Source organism: Rhodanobacter sp. Col0626, from assembly GCF_049994385.1.
Lineage (GTDB): Bacteria > Pseudomonadota > Gammaproteobacteria > Xanthomonadales > Rhodanobacteraceae > Rhodanobacter.
Genome location: NZ_CP188260.1, coordinates 666,955 through 684,410 on the forward strand (window position 1 = coordinate 666,955; position 17,456 = coordinate 684,410).

Annotated in this window: 19 protein-coding genes; 14 read left to right on the forward strand and 5 right to left on the reverse strand. The window is 64.5% G+C overall.

The genetic code is table 11. The annotated features are described in order from the left end of the window. Window positions 1–13: 13 nt before the first annotated feature. From lpdA to ACPPVV_RS02710, 5 genes are all read left to right on the forward strand, one after another. Window positions 14–1,825, forward strand: coding sequence for a dihydrolipoyl dehydrogenase (lpdA, locus tag ACPPVV_RS02690; protein WP_426701942.1), 1,812 nt, complete (start codon window positions 14–16; stop codon window positions 1,823–1,825). Between the two features lie 62 nt (window positions 1,826–1,887). Continuing rightward, window positions 1,888–2,652: a hypothetical protein gene (locus ACPPVV_RS02695; protein ID WP_426701943.1), complete on the forward strand. Its 765-nt coding sequence runs from the start codon at window positions 1,888–1,890 to the stop codon at window positions 2,650–2,652. 155 nt (window positions 2,653–2,807) lie between these two features. Then, a complete protein-coding gene (locus tag ACPPVV_RS02700; RefSeq protein WP_426703293.1) occupies window positions 2,808–3,023 on the forward strand; it encodes a hypothetical protein in 216 nt (71 codons plus the stop codon). Between the two features lie 8 nt (window positions 3,024–3,031). Beyond that, the gene (locus ACPPVV_RS02705) at window positions 3,032–3,526 is read left to right on the forward strand and encodes a hypothetical protein (protein ID WP_426701944.1); all 495 of its coding nucleotides are present in this window, start codon (window positions 3,032–3,034) and stop codon (window positions 3,524–3,526) included. Window positions 3,527–3,528: 2 nt separating this feature from the next. Further along, window positions 3,529–3,702 carry a DUF6624 domain-containing protein gene (locus ACPPVV_RS02710; RefSeq protein WP_426701945.1) on the forward strand — a complete coding sequence of 58 codons (174 nt, stop codon included), beginning with the start codon at window positions 3,529–3,531 and terminating at the stop codon, window positions 3,700–3,702. Between the two features lie 120 nt (window positions 3,703–3,822). Here ACPPVV_RS02710 and ACPPVV_RS02715 read toward each other — a convergent pair whose 3' ends face one another. Together ACPPVV_RS02715 and ACPPVV_RS02720 are read right to left on the reverse strand one after the other, a co-directional pair. Beyond that, window positions 3,823–4,497 (reverse strand): hypothetical protein, encoded by a 675-nt coding sequence (locus ACPPVV_RS02715; protein WP_426701946.1) that lies wholly within the window; start codon window positions 4,495–4,497, stop codon window positions 3,823–3,825. Between the two features lie 95 nt (window positions 4,498–4,592). After that, the gene (locus ACPPVV_RS02720; RefSeq protein WP_426701947.1) at window positions 4,593–5,288 is read right to left on the reverse strand and encodes a hypothetical protein; all 696 of its coding nucleotides are present in this window, start codon (window positions 5,286–5,288) and stop codon (window positions 4,593–4,595) included. Window positions 5,289–5,422: 134 nt separating this feature from the next. On the opposite strand from ACPPVV_RS02720, the gene ACPPVV_RS02725 reads away from it, so the two are divergent. The 4 genes from ACPPVV_RS02725 to ACPPVV_RS02740 all read left to right on the forward strand — a co-directional run bounded on the left by ACPPVV_RS02725 (window position 5,423) and on the right by ACPPVV_RS02740 (window position 7,968). After that, window positions 5,423–5,761, forward strand: a complete 339-nt coding sequence (locus ACPPVV_RS02725; RefSeq protein ID WP_426701948.1) for a glycine zipper 2TM domain-containing protein — start codon at window positions 5,423–5,425, stop codon at window positions 5,759–5,761. A 105-nt stretch (window positions 5,762–5,866) separates the two neighbouring features. Continuing rightward, a complete protein-coding gene (gene dapB / locus ACPPVV_RS02730) occupies window positions 5,867–6,667 on the forward strand; it encodes a 4-hydroxy-tetrahydrodipicolinate reductase (protein WP_426701949.1) in 801 nt (266 codons plus the stop codon). Between the two features lie 230 nt (window positions 6,668–6,897). After that, a complete protein-coding gene (locus tag ACPPVV_RS02735) occupies window positions 6,898–7,524 on the forward strand; it encodes a trimeric intracellular cation channel family protein (protein WP_426701950.1) in 627 nt (208 codons plus the stop codon). Between the two features lie 39 nt (window positions 7,525–7,563). Continuing rightward, complete coding sequence (locus ACPPVV_RS02740) at window positions 7,564–7,968, forward strand: DUF3224 domain-containing protein (RefSeq protein ID WP_426701951.1); 405 nt, start codon at window positions 7,564–7,566, stop codon at window positions 7,966–7,968. Here ACPPVV_RS02740 and dinB read toward each other — a convergent pair. Then, window positions 7,932–9,020, reverse strand: coding sequence for a DNA polymerase IV (gene dinB / locus ACPPVV_RS02745; RefSeq protein ID WP_426701952.1), 1,089 nt, complete (start codon window positions 9,018–9,020; stop codon window positions 7,932–7,934). The genes ACPPVV_RS02740 and dinB overlap by 37 nt on opposite strands. Before the next feature lie 269 nt (window positions 9,021–9,289). On the opposite strand from dinB, the gene gntA reads away from it, so the two are divergent. Genes gntA through ACPPVV_RS02760 form a run of 3 tightly spaced genes read left to right on the forward strand, consistent with a single transcriptional unit; the run spans window position 9,290 to window position 11,620 of the window. Continuing rightward, entirely contained in the window at window positions 9,290–9,940 is a 651-nt protein-coding gene (gntA, locus tag ACPPVV_RS02750; RefSeq protein WP_426701953.1) for a guanitoxin biosynthesis heme-dependent pre-guanitoxin N-hydroxylase GntA, read from the forward strand. After that, window positions 9,937–10,527 carry a DUF1989 domain-containing protein gene (locus ACPPVV_RS02755; RefSeq protein WP_426701954.1) on the forward strand — a complete coding sequence of 197 codons (591 nt, stop codon included), beginning with the start codon at window positions 9,937–9,939 and terminating at the stop codon, window positions 10,525–10,527. Before gntA ends, ACPPVV_RS02755 begins: the two co-directional genes overlap by 4 nt. After that, a complete protein-coding gene (locus tag ACPPVV_RS02760) occupies window positions 10,520–11,620 on the forward strand; it encodes a hypothetical protein (RefSeq protein ID WP_426701955.1) in 1,101 nt (366 codons plus the stop codon). The genes ACPPVV_RS02755 and ACPPVV_RS02760 overlap by 8 nt, the downstream gene beginning before the upstream one ends. 32 nt (window positions 11,621–11,652) lie before the next feature. Here ACPPVV_RS02760 and ACPPVV_RS02765 read toward each other — a convergent pair whose 3' ends face one another. Continuing rightward, entirely contained in the window at window positions 11,653–12,618 is a 966-nt protein-coding gene (locus ACPPVV_RS02765; RefSeq protein WP_426701956.1) for a UPF0104 family protein, read from the reverse strand. 1 nt (window position 12,619) lies between these two features. Continuing rightward, window positions 12,620–13,534, reverse strand: coding sequence for an ATP-grasp domain-containing protein (locus tag ACPPVV_RS02770; protein ID WP_426701957.1), 915 nt, complete (start codon window positions 13,532–13,534; stop codon window positions 12,620–12,622). 280 nt (window positions 13,535–13,814) lie between these two features. On the opposite strand from ACPPVV_RS02770, the gene ACPPVV_RS02775 reads away from it, so the two are divergent. Continuing rightward, on the forward strand, window positions 13,815–15,146 hold the full coding sequence (locus tag ACPPVV_RS02775) for an APC family permease (RefSeq protein WP_426701958.1): 1,332 nt from the start codon (window positions 13,815–13,817) through the stop codon (window positions 15,144–15,146). 121 nt (window positions 15,147–15,267) lie between these two features. Continuing rightward, entirely contained in the window at window positions 15,268–17,400 is a 2,133-nt protein-coding gene (locus tag ACPPVV_RS02780) for a beta-agarase (protein WP_426701959.1), read from the forward strand. Window positions 17,401–17,456: the final 56 nt, after the last annotated feature.

The following is a 17,456-nucleotide window of genomic DNA, read 5'->3' on the forward strand; positions in this document are numbered from 1 at the left end:
GGAGGCGATGACGATGGCCAATACGATCGAAATCAAGGTCCCCGACATCGGTGGCCATGACAACGTGCCGGTGATCGAGGTACTGGTGAAAGCCGGCGACACCGTGGCGAAGGAACAGAGCCTGATCACGCTGGAGTCGGACAAGGCGACCATGGAGATTCCTTCCAGCGCCGCCGGCGTGATCAAGGAAGTGAAGCTGAAGGTCGGTGACGAGGTTTCCGAGGGTGCGGTGATCGTCGTGCTTGAGGTTGCCGGCGATGCCGCCGCTGCGCCCCCGACGGAAGCCGCAAAGCCGGAGGCGCCGAAGGCCGCTGCGCCGGTGGCGGCCGTTCCTGCCGCGACCCCTCCCCAATCCTCCCCTGCCAGAGGGAGTGAGCCGGCACCGCAGGCTGCAGCAGCCTCCGACCGCAAGGCTGACATCGAATGCAAGCTGGTCGTGCTCGGCTCTGGCCCCGGCGGCTACAGCGCCGCGTTCCGTGCGGCCGACCTCGGCGTCGACACGGTGCTGGTCGAACGCTACGCCACGCTGGGCGGCGTCTGCCTCAACGTGGGCTGCATCCCGTCCAAGGCGCTGCTGCACGCCGCCGCGGTGATCGATGAGGCCGAAGCGATGGCTGCGCACGGTGTCAGCTTCGGTGCACCGAAGATCGATCTCGACAAGCTGCGCAGCTTCAAGACCAAGGTGGTCGGCCAGCTCACCGGCGGCCTCGCCGGCATGGCCAAGGCGCGCAAGGTACGCACGGTCGAGGGCAACGGCAGTTTCGTCTCGCCATACGAAATGGAAGTCCAGACGAAGGATGGCGTGAAGCTGATCCGCTTCGAGTACGCCATCATCGCCGCCGGTTCGCAGTCGGTGAAATTGCCGGCGTTCCCATGGGACGACGAGCGCGTAATGGACTCCACCGGCGCACTGGAACTGAAGGACGTGCCGAAGAACCTGCTGGTCGTCGGCGGTGGCATCATCGGCCTGGAAATGGCTACCGTCTATGCCGCACTGGGCAGCGCCGTGACCGTGGTCGAGTTCGTGGACCAGCTGATCCCCGGTGCCGACGCCGACCTGATCAAGCCGCTGGCCAAGCGCCTGGGTGGCAAGCTCAAGGGTGTGCACCTGAAGACCAAGGTGGTCAGCGCCAAGGCCACGAAAAAAGGCATCGAAGTCGGCTACGAGGGCGACAGCATGCCCGAAACCACGCTGTTCGACCGCGTGCTGGTCGCGGTGGGTCGTTCGCCGAACGGCAACACGATCGGCGCGGACAAGGCCGGCGTGGCAGTGACCGAGCGCGGCTTCATCAACGTCGACACGCAACTGCGCACCAACGTGGCACACATTCACGCCATCGGCGACCTGGTCGGCCAGCCCATGCTGGCGCACAAGGCCACGCATGAGGCGCACGTCGCGGCCGAAGTGGTGGCCGGGCTCAAGAGCCACTTCGACGCGCGGGTGATCCCGTCGGTGGCGTACACCGATCCGGAAATCGCCTGGGTCGGCGTGACCGAGCGCGAGGCGAAAGAAAAGGGCCTGAAGGTCGGCGTCGGCAAGTTCCCGTGGGCGGCTTCGGGCCGCGCCATCGGCATCGACCGCACCGAAGGTTTCACCAAGCTGATCTTCGACGAGGAAACCCATCGCATCGTCGGCGCCGGCATCGTCGGCGTGCATGCGGGCGATCTGATTTCCGAACTGGCGCTGGCGATCGAGATGGGCAGCGAGGCCGCCGACATCGCCCTCACCATCCATCCGCATCCCACCCTCGGCGAATCGGTGGGCATGGCGGCGGAAGTCTACGAAGGTACGATCACCGATCTGTATATCCCGAAGAAGAAGTGAGTTGCGCCTCAACAGACATGGTCGGTTGAGGAAAAGCGTGGCAGGTATTCCACGCTCAGAAAATGAACCAAAAAAAGGATGTTCTCGTGAAACCTGAGCGATATGCATTCATCGGCATTGCCGCGATTTTTATGGCTTGCGCTGTGCATGCGCAGCAGTCCACTTCTGGCGGCATACAAGCGATTGACGGCGGATCAAGGGAGTCCCAGACAAATCATGTCGATGTGCATGGTTCTGCTGCGCCATATGAATTCAAGATGGCTCGCTTGGGAATGAGTCTGGAGGAATTCAAGCGCGTGGCAAGCGGTGAGTTGGTGGATAGGCCATTGCCGGGTCATACGATTTTTGGTGGCCTCAGGATGAAAAAATTTCCGACGCCACTCTGTACCGACTCCACGAGGGCCTTTGAGGGAGATCCTTTACTTGAGCTTAAAAAGGGCGAGGTTGTCTGTAACGCCTCGCCAGGGGATGTAAACCAGAATCTCGGCACGGTTGCGGGTCGCAAGCTTCGATACATAACGTACAGTTTTTATGACGGGAAGCTATACAAAATTTCGTTGCAAATGCCGCCCAGTACATTCGCTGCGGTGGTGGATGCCTTCAGCAAAAAATATGGAGTCCCGCTGCAATCAGGTTCCGATTCATACCAAAATGGATTTGGAGCGACATGGAGTGTCGCAAAATTCGTGTGGAAAAGAGGACGCCAAACAATTGCAGTGAAAGAAGGGGTGGGACGTGGGCCGGGGCAGTTTGATGACGGAACAGGCGTAATCATGGATCCTTCTTTTGGGCCGCCAGCCCCGCCTCAGCAGCCTCTGGATTTTTGACCAGATCACGCGTGACGATGAAAACATCGTCATCTTGCCAAAATCAGAGTCCAGGGGCTTCAAACCTTTGACAAAGCGAAGGGTGCTGGATTCCGGCTTTCCCCGGAACAACGTGCTTTGCAAGGTTTCGCGATTTCCATATCCGAAATGAATTGTTGGAAACCGTGGCTAGGTGTCACTCTGCAGAAACGCCAGCTTCCGTTCTCGCGACGATTGCTTGCCGCAAGCGCTCGGCCAGTGTCTCGAGCAGCGAGGCAGCCGACATCGCGCTCACCATCCATCCGCACCGGACCTTGGGCGAGTCGGTGGGCATGGCGGCGGAAGTCTACGAAGGTACGATCATAGATCTGTACCTTCCGAAGAAAAAGTGAGGTTGTGCGTGTCAAGGATGGTTCCGCTGTTGCTGTTGCTCCTGTCCACATCGTTGCTGTCGCCGGCGGCCAGAGCTGACGATGACGATGCTGCGTTGATGAAGGCCTGTCCCGGTCTTGCGGCCTGGGCGGCCACGCATCCGCGCGGCAACGGGGCACCAGCGCGCGACGACCGGCGTCACTATTCCGATCCGGCGTTGCGGCATGAGCTGGCCGTGCGGGCAGCGGCTGACGAGACGGCGCGCAATGCATCGACCGCTACCGATATGCGCGACAAAGCGGCGAACGAGGCGGTGCTGGCGGTGGATGCCGGCAATCTCTCGTGGTTGAAGGGTGTTGTCGCCACCCGGGGATTTCCGGCCGTGGATGACGTCGGTGGTGAGGGGATTTCCCATGCATGGTTGCTGGTGCAGCACGCGGATCGCGATCCGGCGTTCCAGGCAACGGTATTAAGGCACTGGAGTCGCGGCTGGCTACCAGTGGTGTGCGCAAGGCTGACGTAGCCATGCTCACGGATCGCGTACTGCGTAATCAAGGCAAACCGCAGCTCTACGCATCGCAGTTCATGCTGGCGAAAGACGGCAGTCTGGTACCCGAGCCAACGATGGACTTGGCACGCGTGGATGAGCGCCGTGCCATGATGGGCAGATGCCGCTTGCGGTCTATCGGTGTGTTTTGAGTGCTTCCTACGCGCCCACCCCGAAAGTAGCGCATTAAACTGAGCGCCACCGGGAAGGACTAAAACAACCGCATCAGTCGACGCGCCGGTCCGGCGGGTGGACGTCGCATTCCGCAGCAGTCAGTTGCAGCCCTTCTCGCTCGAAAACGCGCTCTTCAACTGCGACCCGACCTGCTTGAGGTGCGACTGCGTTTCGGTCGAGGTGATGATCATCTGATGCAGCACGGAGACGAACTCGATGGGGTCGATCTCGCGTCCCAGGTCGATCCGGGTCCGCAGATTTGCCATCAACGGCGCATCGAGGAACAGCGTGCTGTCCTGGGTCATCCAGTTCGCGGCGTCGCGCTGCTTGCTGTAGGCAGCCGAATAATTGTTCAGCGTGGTGCTGTCCATCCAGGTGGCGGACTGATTGGCCACCGCCACGTCCCACGCCTGGTTGCCGAAGATCGGCCAGTCGAGACTGAGGTTGAACTGGGCCTTGCGCGCCTGGATGTGCTGGTTGATCGTGTTGGCGGGCAGGTTGGCGCGGATATCGGTGCTGATGGCCTGATCGAGTTGCTGCAGTGACGCAATGCGTTTCTGATTGGTCAGATAGGTCGCCTGCAGGCCGTCCAGATTCGCCCGCAGCTCCGTTTCGATCTGATGACTGGCCAGCTCGGCAGCGTGCCGGTGATGGACATGTTCGATCCACGCTTCCAGCCCCAATGCCGTGAGGATGCTGAGCACGATCATCAGATAGTGCTTGGCGAAATCCTTGACGCCGCGCATGGGCAGTTTCGGTACTTCGAAGTGCATGGAGTCGCTCCGAGCGGTGGGCCGCGAACGCGGAGCGTACCCCATCCGCGGCGAGCCGGATGCTGGAAGGCACCTCCGCAAAGCCGGCGGGTGAATCAGGGTGCGTGAACGGCCTTGGTGGACACGTGATCGGCATCGGGAAGGGCCGCTTCGAGTTGTTTCTTCAGCACCTGCAGGTTCTGCGTGGTCTGCTCGACCATCGCGCGCATCTGGCTGACGACGTGCAGGAACTGGCGTGGCTGCACCTGGCCGGTCTCCATGTCGGCGATGGTGTCCACCATGCCCGTGCCGTTCATCAGGATCGCGGTGTCCTCGGTCATCAAGGTGACGCTGTCACGTGCGTTGGCGTAAGCGGCCGAATAGCGCTGCATGCGCGCGCGCTCGATCCAGCTAGCCGACTGGTTGGCCACCGCCACGTCCCAGGCTTCGTGGCGTAGTGTCGGAAACTTCAGGTGCAGGTCGAAGCCACTCTTGGTCATGGCGAGAATGTGCTGGCTCGCCAGGTTTTCCGGCATGTTCGACTTGAGATCCCGGGTCACCGCCTCGCGGATCTCGTCCAGACGCTGCACCTGTCTGGCGTCCTCCTTGGCATCGGCATCGACTTCGGCCAGATTGGCGCGGATCTCCGCCTCGATCTGCGCGCTGGCCACCTCGGCTGAACTCTGGTGATGCGCATGCTCGATCCATGCCTCCAGTCCCAGTGCGGTGAGGATGCTGAGCACGATCATAAGGTAATGCTTGGCGAAATCCTTGAAGCCGCGCATGGGCAGTTTCGGCAATTCGAAATGCATGGAGTAGCCCTGTACAACGTGATTCGCGAACGCAGAGCTTAGCTGATCCGGATGCGCATGAGATTGAGGAAAACTTGACCGCGGCGTCACGCCGCTCCGGTTATTCCTGTCTCTCATCGTGTCGGAGAAAGCGCATGAACAAGTCATTGCTTCTGGTGGCCTCGCTTGCCTTGGCGGTGCCCGCACTCACCATGGCGCCAGTACAGGCGCAGGGGCGTCATCGTGAGGTCTGCGAAAACGTGCAGGTCAAGCACAATGGCTCGAAGGACGACCACCGCATCATCGGCACCGGCGTTGGCGCGGTTGCCGGTGGGTTGTTGGGCCATCAGGTAGGCGGCGGCAAGGGCAAAACCCTGGCCACCGTTGGCGGCGCGGTCGCCGGCGGTTACGTGGGCAACCGCGTGCAGAAAAATGCGCAGGACAAGAAGACCTACTACACCACTGAGCGGCGTTGCCACGACGTCTACGACTGATCGGCCACGCCTGTCGGTCATGTCGTGTCCATGCAGTGCCCCTATGGATGACGCAGCCCATTCGCCGTACGCTGCGTCACTCCTCTGTCGATCCAGGTCCATCCGATGACCTTGAAGATATGCCTCGCCGGCGCCACTGGTTGGGCCGGTTCCGAACTGGCGCGCGGAATGGCCAATGCCGCTGATCTCAATCTTGTTGCCGCGGTGGCGCGACGGCGTGCCGGACAGAAACTCGGCGATGTACTGGGCGAGAGCCGGCTTGATGCAACGATCTTTGCCAGTGCTGCCGAAGCGCTGGCAAAGCCCTGCGACGTTTTCGTCGAGTACACCGGGCCGGCCAGCGCGAAAGCCAACATCCTCGCCGCGCTGGAGCGCGATGCGCACGTAGTGGTGGGCACTTCGGGCCTCACCGACGAAGACTATGCGCAGATCGATGCGCTGGCGCGAGAGCGACAGCGTGGAGCGCTGGCCTGCGGCAACTTCGCGTTGACCGCGGTGCTGCTGATCAAGTTCGCCGAGATGGCTGCGAAGATCATTCCGCAATGGGAAATCATCGATTACGCGTACGCCGGCAAACCGGATGCGCCTAGCGGCACGGTGCGCGAACTGGCCGGGCGCATGGGCAAGGTGCGCCATCCGCAACTGGAGGTGCCGCTGGAGCAGACCTCCGGTGTGCCGGAAACGCGTGGCGGCACGCTGGCCGGCAGCCAGGTGCATGCGGTGCGGCTGCCCGGGTTCGTGCTCGGCGCCGAGGTGATTTTCGGCATGCCGGACCAGACGCTGCGCCTGCACCACAACGCCGGTAGCAGCGCGAAACCCTACGTGGACGGTGCGCTGCTGGCGATACGCAAAGTTTCCGGCCTGGTCGGCCTGCATCGCGGGCTGGATGCGGTGCTCGACCTGTAGGAGCGCGCTTGCGCGCGATGCTCTTTACCGATTCGCCGAAAAGCACGACGCGCCAGCACAATCACGCATCCAGGGCATGGGCGGGTAGAGTTCAATGACGGCGCGGGCAGCCAGCGCGATGCGGCGATTGAGTGGATAGCCGAACCCGAACAGATAGCGCTGCAGATACTGGGAACGCAACACATGGCCATGGACTGCATGGTTGACCTGCCCACAGGATGAGTGGTCGCATGAACGAGCACACGTTGTTCAACCTGGTGGATCTGGCTGGCACGTTCGCGTTCGCGATCAGTGGCGCGACGGCGGCGAGGCGCTGCAATCTCGACTTGTTCGGCATCCTTGCGATCGCCTTCATCACCGCCTGCGGTGGCGGCATCGCGCGCGATCTGTGCATTGGCGCGATTCCGCCGGCGGGCCTGTCCGACTGGCGCTACCTGCTTACGGCGATTGTCGCGGCCCTGCTCACCATCGTCGCGTATCGCTGGGTAGAGCGGCTGACCTATCCGGTGCGGCTGTTCGACGCGATGGGGCTGGGCCTGTTCGCGGTATATGGCGCGCACAAGGCGTTGCTGTTCGGCCACAACGCGGAAGTGGCGATCCTGCTTGGCATGATCACCGCGATCGGCGGCGGCATGGCGCGTGACGTATTGCTGGCACGCGTGTCGGTCGTGCTGCAGCAGGAGATCTATGCGCTGGCGGCGTTTGCCGGCGCGGCGCTGGCCGTGGTCGGCGAACATTATCGGTGGCCGGCGGTGTGGGCGACCTGGTTGCCGATCCTGTTCTGCTTTGCGCTGCGCTTTCTGGCCCTGCGTTTTCACTGGAACCTGCCGCGTTTCGGAAGCGAACGGGAGTCGTGATCGGTTAGGCTTCAGCGCATTCCGCCTTGAGGAAAGACCATGACCATGCATGCCCGCGGCACCTTCGACGTGAAAATGACTCCGCAGTCCGCGCAGGACGGCGTTGGCGACGCCAGCATCGGCCGGATGGCGCTGGACAAGCAGTTTCACGGTGACCTCGAAGCGATCGGCAAGGGCCAGATGCTGGCTGCCGGCACCGACGTGCAGGGCTCGGCTGGCTACGTCGCGCTCGAGCGAGTCAGCGGCACGCTCGACGGTCGCAGCGGTACGTTCGCGTTGCAGCACAGTGGCACGATGACGCGTGGCGCGCCGCAGCTGAGCATCACCGTGGTGCCCGATTCCGGCACCGACGCATTGCAGGGGCTGGTGGGCCAATTGACGATCACGATCGCCGATGGCAAGCATTCCTACGATTTCGAGTACGGCCTTCCCGGCGTGTCCTGATCCTCGCCCGAGGACGCAAACAGATCCGTCTGCGCCTGGTAGCTGTCTTGCGCGACGAAGCCGGCCAGGCCCACGCCAACCAGCCGGTAACGACTGTCGACGGGACGTTCGACGCGCTCGCGCAAGGCGCAGGCGATGTCGGCCATCTCGTTCGCCGACATCGGCCGCTGCGCCGGGGTGAGGCTGCGAGTCAGCGTGTGGAAGTCCGCGGTTTTCAGTTTCAGCACCACCGTGCGTGCCACGCGGCGATCCTCGCGCTGGTAGCCGGCCCAGGCCTTTTCGGCGAGCCGGCGGATGTGCGGTTCGAGATCCTCCAGCAACAGGTCGTGTTCGAACGTGTCTTCGGCGGAGATCTGCAGGGTCGGGCGTTCGGGTTGCACGGCGTGTTCGTCGATGCCGCGCGAGAGTTCGTGCAGGCGCCTGCCCCAGCGACCAAAACGTTGCTCCAGTATCACTTGCGCAAAGGCGCGCAGCTCGCCCACGGTAGTGATGCCGAGGGCAGCCAGCTTCGCTTCCATCACCTTGCCCACGCCGGGCAGGCGACCGACTGGAAGCGGGGTGAGGAAGGCTTCGACTTGATGGGGCCGCACGACGAACAGGCCGTCGGGTTTGCGGAAATCCGATGCGATCTTGGCCAGGAACTTGTTGGGAGCCACACCGGCTGAGGCGGTCAGTTGGGTTTCTTCGCGGATCGCCGAGCGAATCGCCTCGGCGGTCGCGGTGGCCGAGGGCAGGTCGGTCTTCGTCACGGTAACGTCGAGATAGGCCTCGTCCAGCGAGAGCGGCTCGATCAGGTCGGTGTGTCGCGCAAAGATCTCGCGGATCTGCCGCGACACCGCCTTGTAACGCACGAAATCCGGGGGCACGAAGACCAGCTGCGGGCACAGGCGTTCGGCGCGGATGGCCGGCATCGCCGAACGCACGCCGAACACGCGCGCCTCATAGCTGGCCGCGCACACCACCGAACGCGCACCGCGCCACGCCACGGCCACCGGCCTGCCGCGCAATGACGGGTCGTCGCGCTGCTCCACCGATGCGTAGAACGCATCCATGTCGACGTGGAGAATCTTGCGTGGGGCGGAGGACAAACGGCGCGGCCGGAAAGAAGGGAGATGCGTTCATTCTAGCGACCGCGAAGGACGACGCCGAACGGGGCGCAGGAGCGGGCCTTCACGTTCGCTAACCGTTGCTGCACGTACCGTCTGTCGGCAATGGACCGGGCTGCTGGTCCGGCTGACGGTACGCGATGGCAATGCAATCACTGGCGCGTGGAACACAGGCGAACGGCAATCCGACATGGTCTTCCATGGTGGAGGGGACCGTGCGGGCGTTCGACGCGTTCGTAAGGCAACCCGGGTTTCCGTGCCTCGGCGCGAAAGCATCGCAGGGGCGTCGTCGCCTGCGCACGTTGTGCGCGCATAACATTGTCGACGCGCGCGACGATCGGCGCATCACCGATCGTCTGCAGGCGTTCGCGGCAGAGGTCGGTGGACAGAGTCTGTTCGTCAGCCTCGCGGTGCTGTTTCCCTGCTCGGCGAGGTTGTCGGAAGAGGCCTTTGAGATGGCGCTATGGCGGCGCCTGGAAGCGATCCACGCCATCGATCGCGTCCGCTTTGGCTGGGACACCAGCGTCAGCGATGACCCGGCCTCGGCGCGTTTCAGCATGAGCGTCGGTGGCAAGGCGTTCTACGTGGTGGGTTTGCACCCGGCGGCCAGCCGGCGGGCGCGGCGCTTTCGCTGCCCGGTGCTGGTGTTCAACTTGCATAGCCAGTTCGAGCGGCTGCGCGCGGACGGACGCTACGAAAAATTGCGCCAGGCGATCATCCAGCGCGACATCGCCTATTCGGGCTCGGCGAATCCGATGCTTGCCGTGCATGGCAAGAGTTCGGAGGCGCGCCAATACAGCGGACGCGAGGTCGACACGCAATGGGTTTGCCCTTTTCACGGCAGTGACGCGGGTGGCCGGCGATGATCAAGGTCATCGCTCCGCGCAGCGGCGTGGCGTTCGAACTGAAACGTGGCGAGCGGTTGAAAGTGATCGATCCGCAGGGCGAACAGGTGGCCGACATGGTCGCGTTCAACCGGCACGATGTGCATGAGGCGATCTCTTCCGGGCGCAGCATCGACTACGCCAGCAGCATCTACCTCAGCACGGGCGATCCGATCTATTCGAACCGCAGCCGCATCATGCTGCGCATCGTCGAGGATACGGTCGGTCGGCACGATTTCCTGCTGTCGCCGTGTTCGTCCGAGATGTTCCGCATCATCTACGGTGACGCCGAGCCGCATCGTGGCTGCCTGGGCAATCTGTGCGAGGCGCTGGTGCCCTATGGCGTCACGCCGGACGCGATACCCACGGCGTTCAACATTTTCATGAATGTACCGGTGGACGCGGCAACCGGCATGATCCGCGTGGAGCCGCCGCTGAGCCAGGCTGGCGACCACATCGTGTTCGAGGCGCACATGGACCTGCTGGTCGGGCTCACCGCGTGTTCGGCCGGGCAATCCAACAATTTTGCGTACAAGCCGATCCATTACAAGGTGATCGGGCATGAATGAGCCCGTCGCCACGGCCCTCGATGCGCGGCCGCCGCTGGCGCGGACCGCGCCGCGGGTGGGCACGATGGAGCGCATCCCCAAGTGGCTGAACCTGGTGCCGATGGTGTTGCAATGGTGCTGGCTGGGTTTGCGCCATCGCAGCCTCACCCTGCCATCGGCGGCCAATCCGCAGATCACCGCCGGCGGGCTGGTGGGCGATACCAAGTCGGAATACTTCGCCGGCATGGGTGCGCTGGCGCGTTCGCACGTGGCGTCTTACGTGGTGCTGCGGGTGGAGGGAGCGGACAAGCTGGCGGCCGCGCTGTCGGCGATGCGGGCCGCCGGACTGGGGTTTCCGGTGGTGGCCAAGCCGGATCTTGGCTGGTGTGGCTTCGGCGTGCGCCGGCTCGACGATGCGCTGGATCTGGCCGACTACCTGGCCCGTTATCCGGTCGGTGAGTCGCTGATGCTGCAGCGCTACCTGGACGAACCGGGCGAGGCGGGCATCTTCTACGTGCGTCACCCGGACCAGCCGCGAGGCCGCTTGCTGGGCATCCTTCTACGCCACTATCCGCAGGTCGTCGGCGACGGCGTGCATAGCGTGGCGCAGCTGATCGATGCCGACACACGCCTGCGCCGCGCGATGCGCCATCCGCGGGAGCACGAGTGCCAGCATGATCCCGAGGAGGTGCCGGTAGCCGGCGACAGCGTGCGACTGTCGCTGATCGGATCGACCCGGGTGGGCGGCCGTTACGAGGACGGATCGGCGCTTGCCGGTGAGGAACTGCTCACCGCGATCGATGCGATTGCGCATGACATGCCGCAATTCCACGCCGGCCGTTTCGACGTGCGCTATCGCACCCTGCAGGACCTGCGCTGCGGCCGCTTCACCATCATGGAGGTGAACGGTGCCGGTGCCGAGGCGGTGCATGCGTGGGATCCGAAATATTCGATACGACAGGTCTACCGGATGGTATTCGCCAAGCAGCGGCTGATGTTCGCGCTGGGTGCGGCCAACCGCGCGCGCGGACACCGGCCGATCGGCATGCTGGCGCTGGCGCGGCACCATTTGCACCAGCAGCGCTTGATCCGGCGCTATCCGCCGTCCAACTGACGCCCGCTGCCCGCGGGATGCGTCGAGCCGGGTCAGCCGCCTCGACGCCGACGCCGCAGGCGCCATTCGAATCCACCCAGTGCCATGCTGGCCAGCACGAACGGCAGCAGGCTGTAGATCAGTCGGTAGCACATCATCGCCGCCAGCAGTTCCGGCCGCGCCTGCGGCGGAAACGACGCCAGCATGATCGTCTCGAACACACCGATGCCACCGGGTGAATGGCTGACGATGCCGGCCAGCACGGCACCGACATAGATCGGCAGGAAGTCGACGAACGGCGGCGCCACGCCCGCCGGCAACAGCACGTAGAGCGCGCTGATCGCGGCCAGCATCTCGATGCCGCCGATCAGCATCTGCGCCGCCGCCGTTCCCGCGCTCGGCAACGCCAGGTCCCAGCGCCAGAGCTTGAAGGTGGCTGGGCGTCGGGCCAGCCAGACCAGCAAGGCGAGCAACAGCAGCAGCAAGCCCACGCCCGGCAGGCGACCCCAACCCTGCGTGATGGCGGGTTGCCAGCACAGCGCACCGGCGACCACCACGACGAAGCCCAGCCCCACGCCAAACCCTGCCAGCCCCACGATGCGCGCGATGTCGCCGGTGCCGAGTCCGGCCGTGGCATAGATGCGATAGCGTAGTGCGACGCCGGTGATCGCATGGAAACCCAGCGTGTTCGAAATACCCTGGGTGACCGCGCCGGCGAACGCTGCAAACCCGGCCGAAATCCGTGCGCCCACCACCGTGCGGGCCGCCAGTACGTCGAACATCGCCAGCATCGCGAAACTGACGGCCGCCGCCGCGACTGAATACGCGATGCGCCGGGCCGGCAACTGTGACCAGGCGGCAACCACGTCGTGCCAGGCGAGGCCGGTCAGGTAACGATGCAGCAGCCACAAGGCCAGCGCAAACATCGCCAGCGAGCCCATCCACGACAGCACGTGCAGCCAGCGCGAAGAAGAGCCCGCGACGGCGTCGGGACGCTGCTGATCCGTCACGGGCGCCATGTCAGGAAGCGACGGCGGTCGGTGCCGCTGGACGGGCGTGAGCCAGTCGATCGGCCACGTCCCGCGCCAGCCGCTCGGCTGCCAGCGGATGTGCAGCCAAATGCAGGAACGGTTCGATCAGTTCCAGTTCCATCACCAGGAAACCGCCTTCGCTCACCACACCATCCACGCGAACGTAGGCGTGATCGCCATGGCCGATCGCGGCGACGGCAGCCAGCGCACGATCGGCCGCGGCCAGCGTGGCGGCATCGGGCCGGGCTGGCTCCGCGCTGCCGCCATGCTCACCCTGGACGCGATAGTCGCCGCTGGCTGGGCGCTTGATCACCGCATGGCTGAATTCGCCGGCGAAATACAGCAGCGACCACTCGCCGGCGCTGACGACCTCCGGCACGAAGGGTTGCACCAGGTAGTCAAGTTCACGCGGAAGGCGCGCTGCCGCGGCGGCGAACTCCGCGTCACCGACCGTGCCGCGCAGCGTGTGCCAGGCACCACCGCTGATGGTCGGCTTGATCACCACTTGCTGCCCCGGCATCGTCGCCAGTACCTCCGGCAATGCGGCCGCACTGGCCAGCCGGGTCGGGATGATGGCGACGCCGTGTTGCGAAAGTTCGAGCAAGTAGCGCTTGTCGCTGTTCCAGCGCAGCAACCGGCTGTCGTTGATGGTGGGAACGCCCAGGCGGTCCAGCCGGTCCAGCCACGCGAGAAACGCCGAGTGGTGCTTGAAATAATCCCAGATGGTGCGGATCAGCACCGCATCGAACGCCGACCAGTCGATGTTCGGGTCGTTCCACACGCAGACGACCGGCGCGACACCGAGGTGTTCCAGCGAGGAAGCCAGATGTTTGTCATCCGGCTGGATCGACGGATGTTCGGCCGAGGTAGCAAAGGCGAGACGATAATCAGCGCGGGTGGACATGGCGACACCTCCAGTAACCGGATAGGGCGCCCTTGTGACGGATTCACCTGTCGAGCGTGGCGGATGGCGATCCGCTGCAGCACCCCTCGGAGGCGATGACGCAACGAGGTCGTCGCTGCGCCATGAACGTGCAGCGCACGACGCGCTGCCGTCGACAGTCTTCCGGGGCCGCTGTGGCTTGTCAATTTGCCAGAAGACAGGGGGCGCCGCGCCGTCGCCAAAACGGTCCATGTCACACGGGACTGGCTGAAACGGTACGGACAATGGCAAGGTAGCCGCCATGCTGACCGAACCCGCCAATGCTTATGCCCGTCGCCTGAACACCTGGGACGCCGCGATGATTGTCATCGGCGGCGTCATCGGGGCAGGTATTTTCATCACGCCGGCCACGGTGGCTCAGAACACGTCATCGGGCATGCAGGTGCTGGTGTTGTGGGCGATCGGCGGCCTGCTCACCCTGGCCGGGGTGCTGTGTTACGCCGAACTTGGCGCACGGCGACCGCAGGCCGGTGGCATCTATGTGTACCTGCGCGAGGCGTTTGGCCTGCTGCCGGCGTTCCTGTTTGGCTGGACCATGGCGCTGATCAACTACCCCGGCAGCGTGGCCGCGGTGGTGACGAAATTCGCCGTCTATTTCTGCCGGGCGATCGGCCTCAGCCGGCTCTACGAAATGCCGATCGCGGTCGGCGCGATCGTGTTCATCGTCAGCATCAACCTGTTCGGCATTCGCGCCGGCGCATGGATGCAGAACATCTTCACTGTGCTGAAGGTGCTGGCGATTGCCTTGCTGGTGGTGGCCGGCCTGGTGCTGGCGCATGGCCAGCTGGGACTGACGCTGGTGCCGGATACCACGCAGCCGGTGTCGTCGTGGGCCTTTGCCGGCGCCCTGCTGCCGGTGCTGTTTGCCTATGGCGGTTTTCATTACCTCAACGACCTGGCCGGCGAAGTACGCAATCCGCAGCGCACCTTGCCGCGCGCACTGGGCATGGGCATGGCCGGCGTGGTGCTCTGCTATGTCCTGGTCAACTTCGCGTACCTGGCGGGGCTTGGCCATGCCGGCCTCGCGACCAGCATTGCGCCAGCGGCGGACCTGATGCAGAAGCTGTTCGGCGCGCACGGTGCCACCGTGATCGAGGTCGGCATTGCCTGCTCCACCTTCGGTTATTGCAGCATTGCGATCGCCGGCGGTGCACGCGTGCTGCAGACCATGGGCGCGGACGGCGTGTTCTTCCGCGCCACCGGGCGCGTCGACCCACGTACGCGCTCGCCACAGATCGCACTGGCCGTGCTCGGTGCGTGGGCGATCGTGCTGACCGTATCGGGCAGCTTCAACCAGCTGCTCAACTACACCACCGTGGGCGAGTGGCTGGGCCACGTGTTCGGCATCGGCACGCTGTTCTGGTATCGCAGGCATTTCATCGACCAGCCGGCGCCGTACCGCGTACCGTTCTATCCGCTCCTGCCGCTGATCTTCGTGATCACCGTGTTCGGCGTGATCGTGGCCAGCGCGATCCACGCGCCGGGCGATGCCGGCATGAGCCTGGCGATCATCGCGTTGGGCGTGCCGGTGTATTACGGCTGGCAATGGTGGTCGGGTCGGCGCTCCGCCTGATCTCCTGTGGGAGCGGCTTCAGCCGCGATGCTTTTTTTAGGGACGGCTGCTGTGGCGATGGCCGCCGAAGAGACATCGCGGCTGAAGCCGCTCCCACACTCGACGCGAAGGTGGCCCATCGATGAAACGTCATCTCTTGACCTGGCTACCTTGCCTGTTCGGCCTGGCTGCCTGCCATGCGACCGCCGGGCCGAGTGTGGTCGATCTGGCCAGCCCCACTGCGACGGTGCACCTCACGCTCGACCATGTGCAGCGCACCGGAGCGGTCGAGCAGGCCAGCGATGGCGTCGCGCAACAACGCTACGCCTTCCAGCCGGCAGGTCATCCGCAGTTGGTGATTGCGCTCGCTGACGGCAACTGGGACTGGTCGACGCAAGGCGAGCTGCGCCTGCGCGTGCAAAACGCCATGCCGTGGGCGGTGACGCTCAGCGTCGCGATCGACGGCGTGAAACCCGGACAGCAATTGCAGGCGACCGTGGGCGTGCCGGCCGGACCGGCGCAGACGCTGGTGATCCCGTTGCAGGCAACTTCGCCACGTGGCGAAGGCATGCAGGTGGGTCCGCCGATGCCTTTCGACGACCACGGCCGACCGACCCTGCTGGCGACGACGGTGCAAGGTGCGCTGGACCTGCGCCATGTCACCGCCGTCCGACTCGGCGTGCCGTCACCACAGGCCACGCAGACCCTGCTCTTTGGCCGGGTCGACACTGCATCGGGTTCGCCCACGCTGCGTCACGCCTATGCCGGCATCGTCGACCGCTATGGACAATTCGCTCGGGCGAAGTGGCCAGAGAAGATCGATTCCGACGCCGCGCTGCGCGCGCGCGTCACCAGGCCCGACAAAGCCGGGTCGAGCGGGCCGGATCCGTATGGTGGACGTCTGGACGTCCATGACCTCAAGCGTGCCGGCTGGTTCCACACGCAGAAGCAGGGTGGCCGATGGCACTTGGTGACGCCCGACGGTCACGCCTTTTTCTCGCTAGGCGTCAACGCGGTGGCCATCGATGGCGGTCGCAGCTATGTCGAAGGTCGCGAGTTCCAGTTCGGCGACCTGCCGCCGGACAGCGGTGAGTGGGCGGCGTTTTACGGCAGCAGCGACAGTCGTCGCGCGGACCAGGGCGCCAGTCAGGGTATCGGCTTCAATCACGGCCGCTGGTTCGATTTTTACGCAGCCAACGTGTATCGGGTTGATGGCCACGACTGGTCCGCGGCATGGCGCAAGCGCACGCTGGATCGCCTGCAGGCCTGGGGGTTCAATACGGTCGGCAACTGGAGCGATCCGGCGCTGGGTCAGGCGCATCGTCTGCCCTACACGCGCTCGATCAACATTGCCGGCGTCTACGCCAACGTCGCCAGCGGCTTCGACTATTGGGGCCGCATGCCCGACCCGTTCGATCCGCGCTTCGTGCAAGCCACCGAGGCGGCGGTGACGAAGGCAAGTGCGGACGTGCGCGACGATCCCTGGCTGCTGGGCTATTTCGCCGACAACGAACTGGCGTGGGCCGGCAGTGGCCCGCAGGGACGCTGGGGCCTCGCGCTCGGCACACTGGCAGGTGACGCGAAGAGCCCAGCCAAACAGGAGTTCATCGCCATGCTGCGCAAGCAGTATGTGGCGCCGGAAACGCTGGCTTCCGCGTGGGGCATCGCACTCGATTCATGGGCTGCACTGAACGTCACAGGCTTCGCCGCACCCGTGCCGAACGAGGCACACCCTGCGATCGCCGCCGACTACCGCGCGTGGCTGCGCCACTATGCCGATACCTATTTCCGCACCGTGGCCGAAGCGATCCATCGACACGATCCGCACCATCTTTTCCTCGGCGGCCGCTTCGCGGTGAACACGCCTGAAGCCGTCGCTGCCTGCGCGCAGTATTGCGACGTGGTCAGCTTCAACATCTACGCCGACCTGCCGCAGCACGGCTTCGATGCCGCCGCCATGCATGCGCTGGACAAGCCGGTGCTGATCGGCGAATTCCATTTCGGTTCCGATGACCGCGGTCCGTTCGGCAAGGGCGTGGTGTCGGTATGGAACGAGCAGCAGCGTGGGGAGGCTTACGCAAAGTTCATGGCTGCGGCAGCGGGCAATCCGGATATCGTCGGCGCGCACTGGTTCCAGTACACCGACCAGCCCGTCACCGGCCGCCTGCTCGATGGCGAGAACAGCCATATCGGGCTGGTGGGGATCACCGATATTCCGTTTGCCGGTTTTGTCGAGGCGGTGACTGCGGCGAACCGGCAGGCCGTGCGCCGATGATGCATTGCAGGCCGGCGTGAACTGGCCGTGCGCGGGCGCCCGACCGCGCAGGCCGG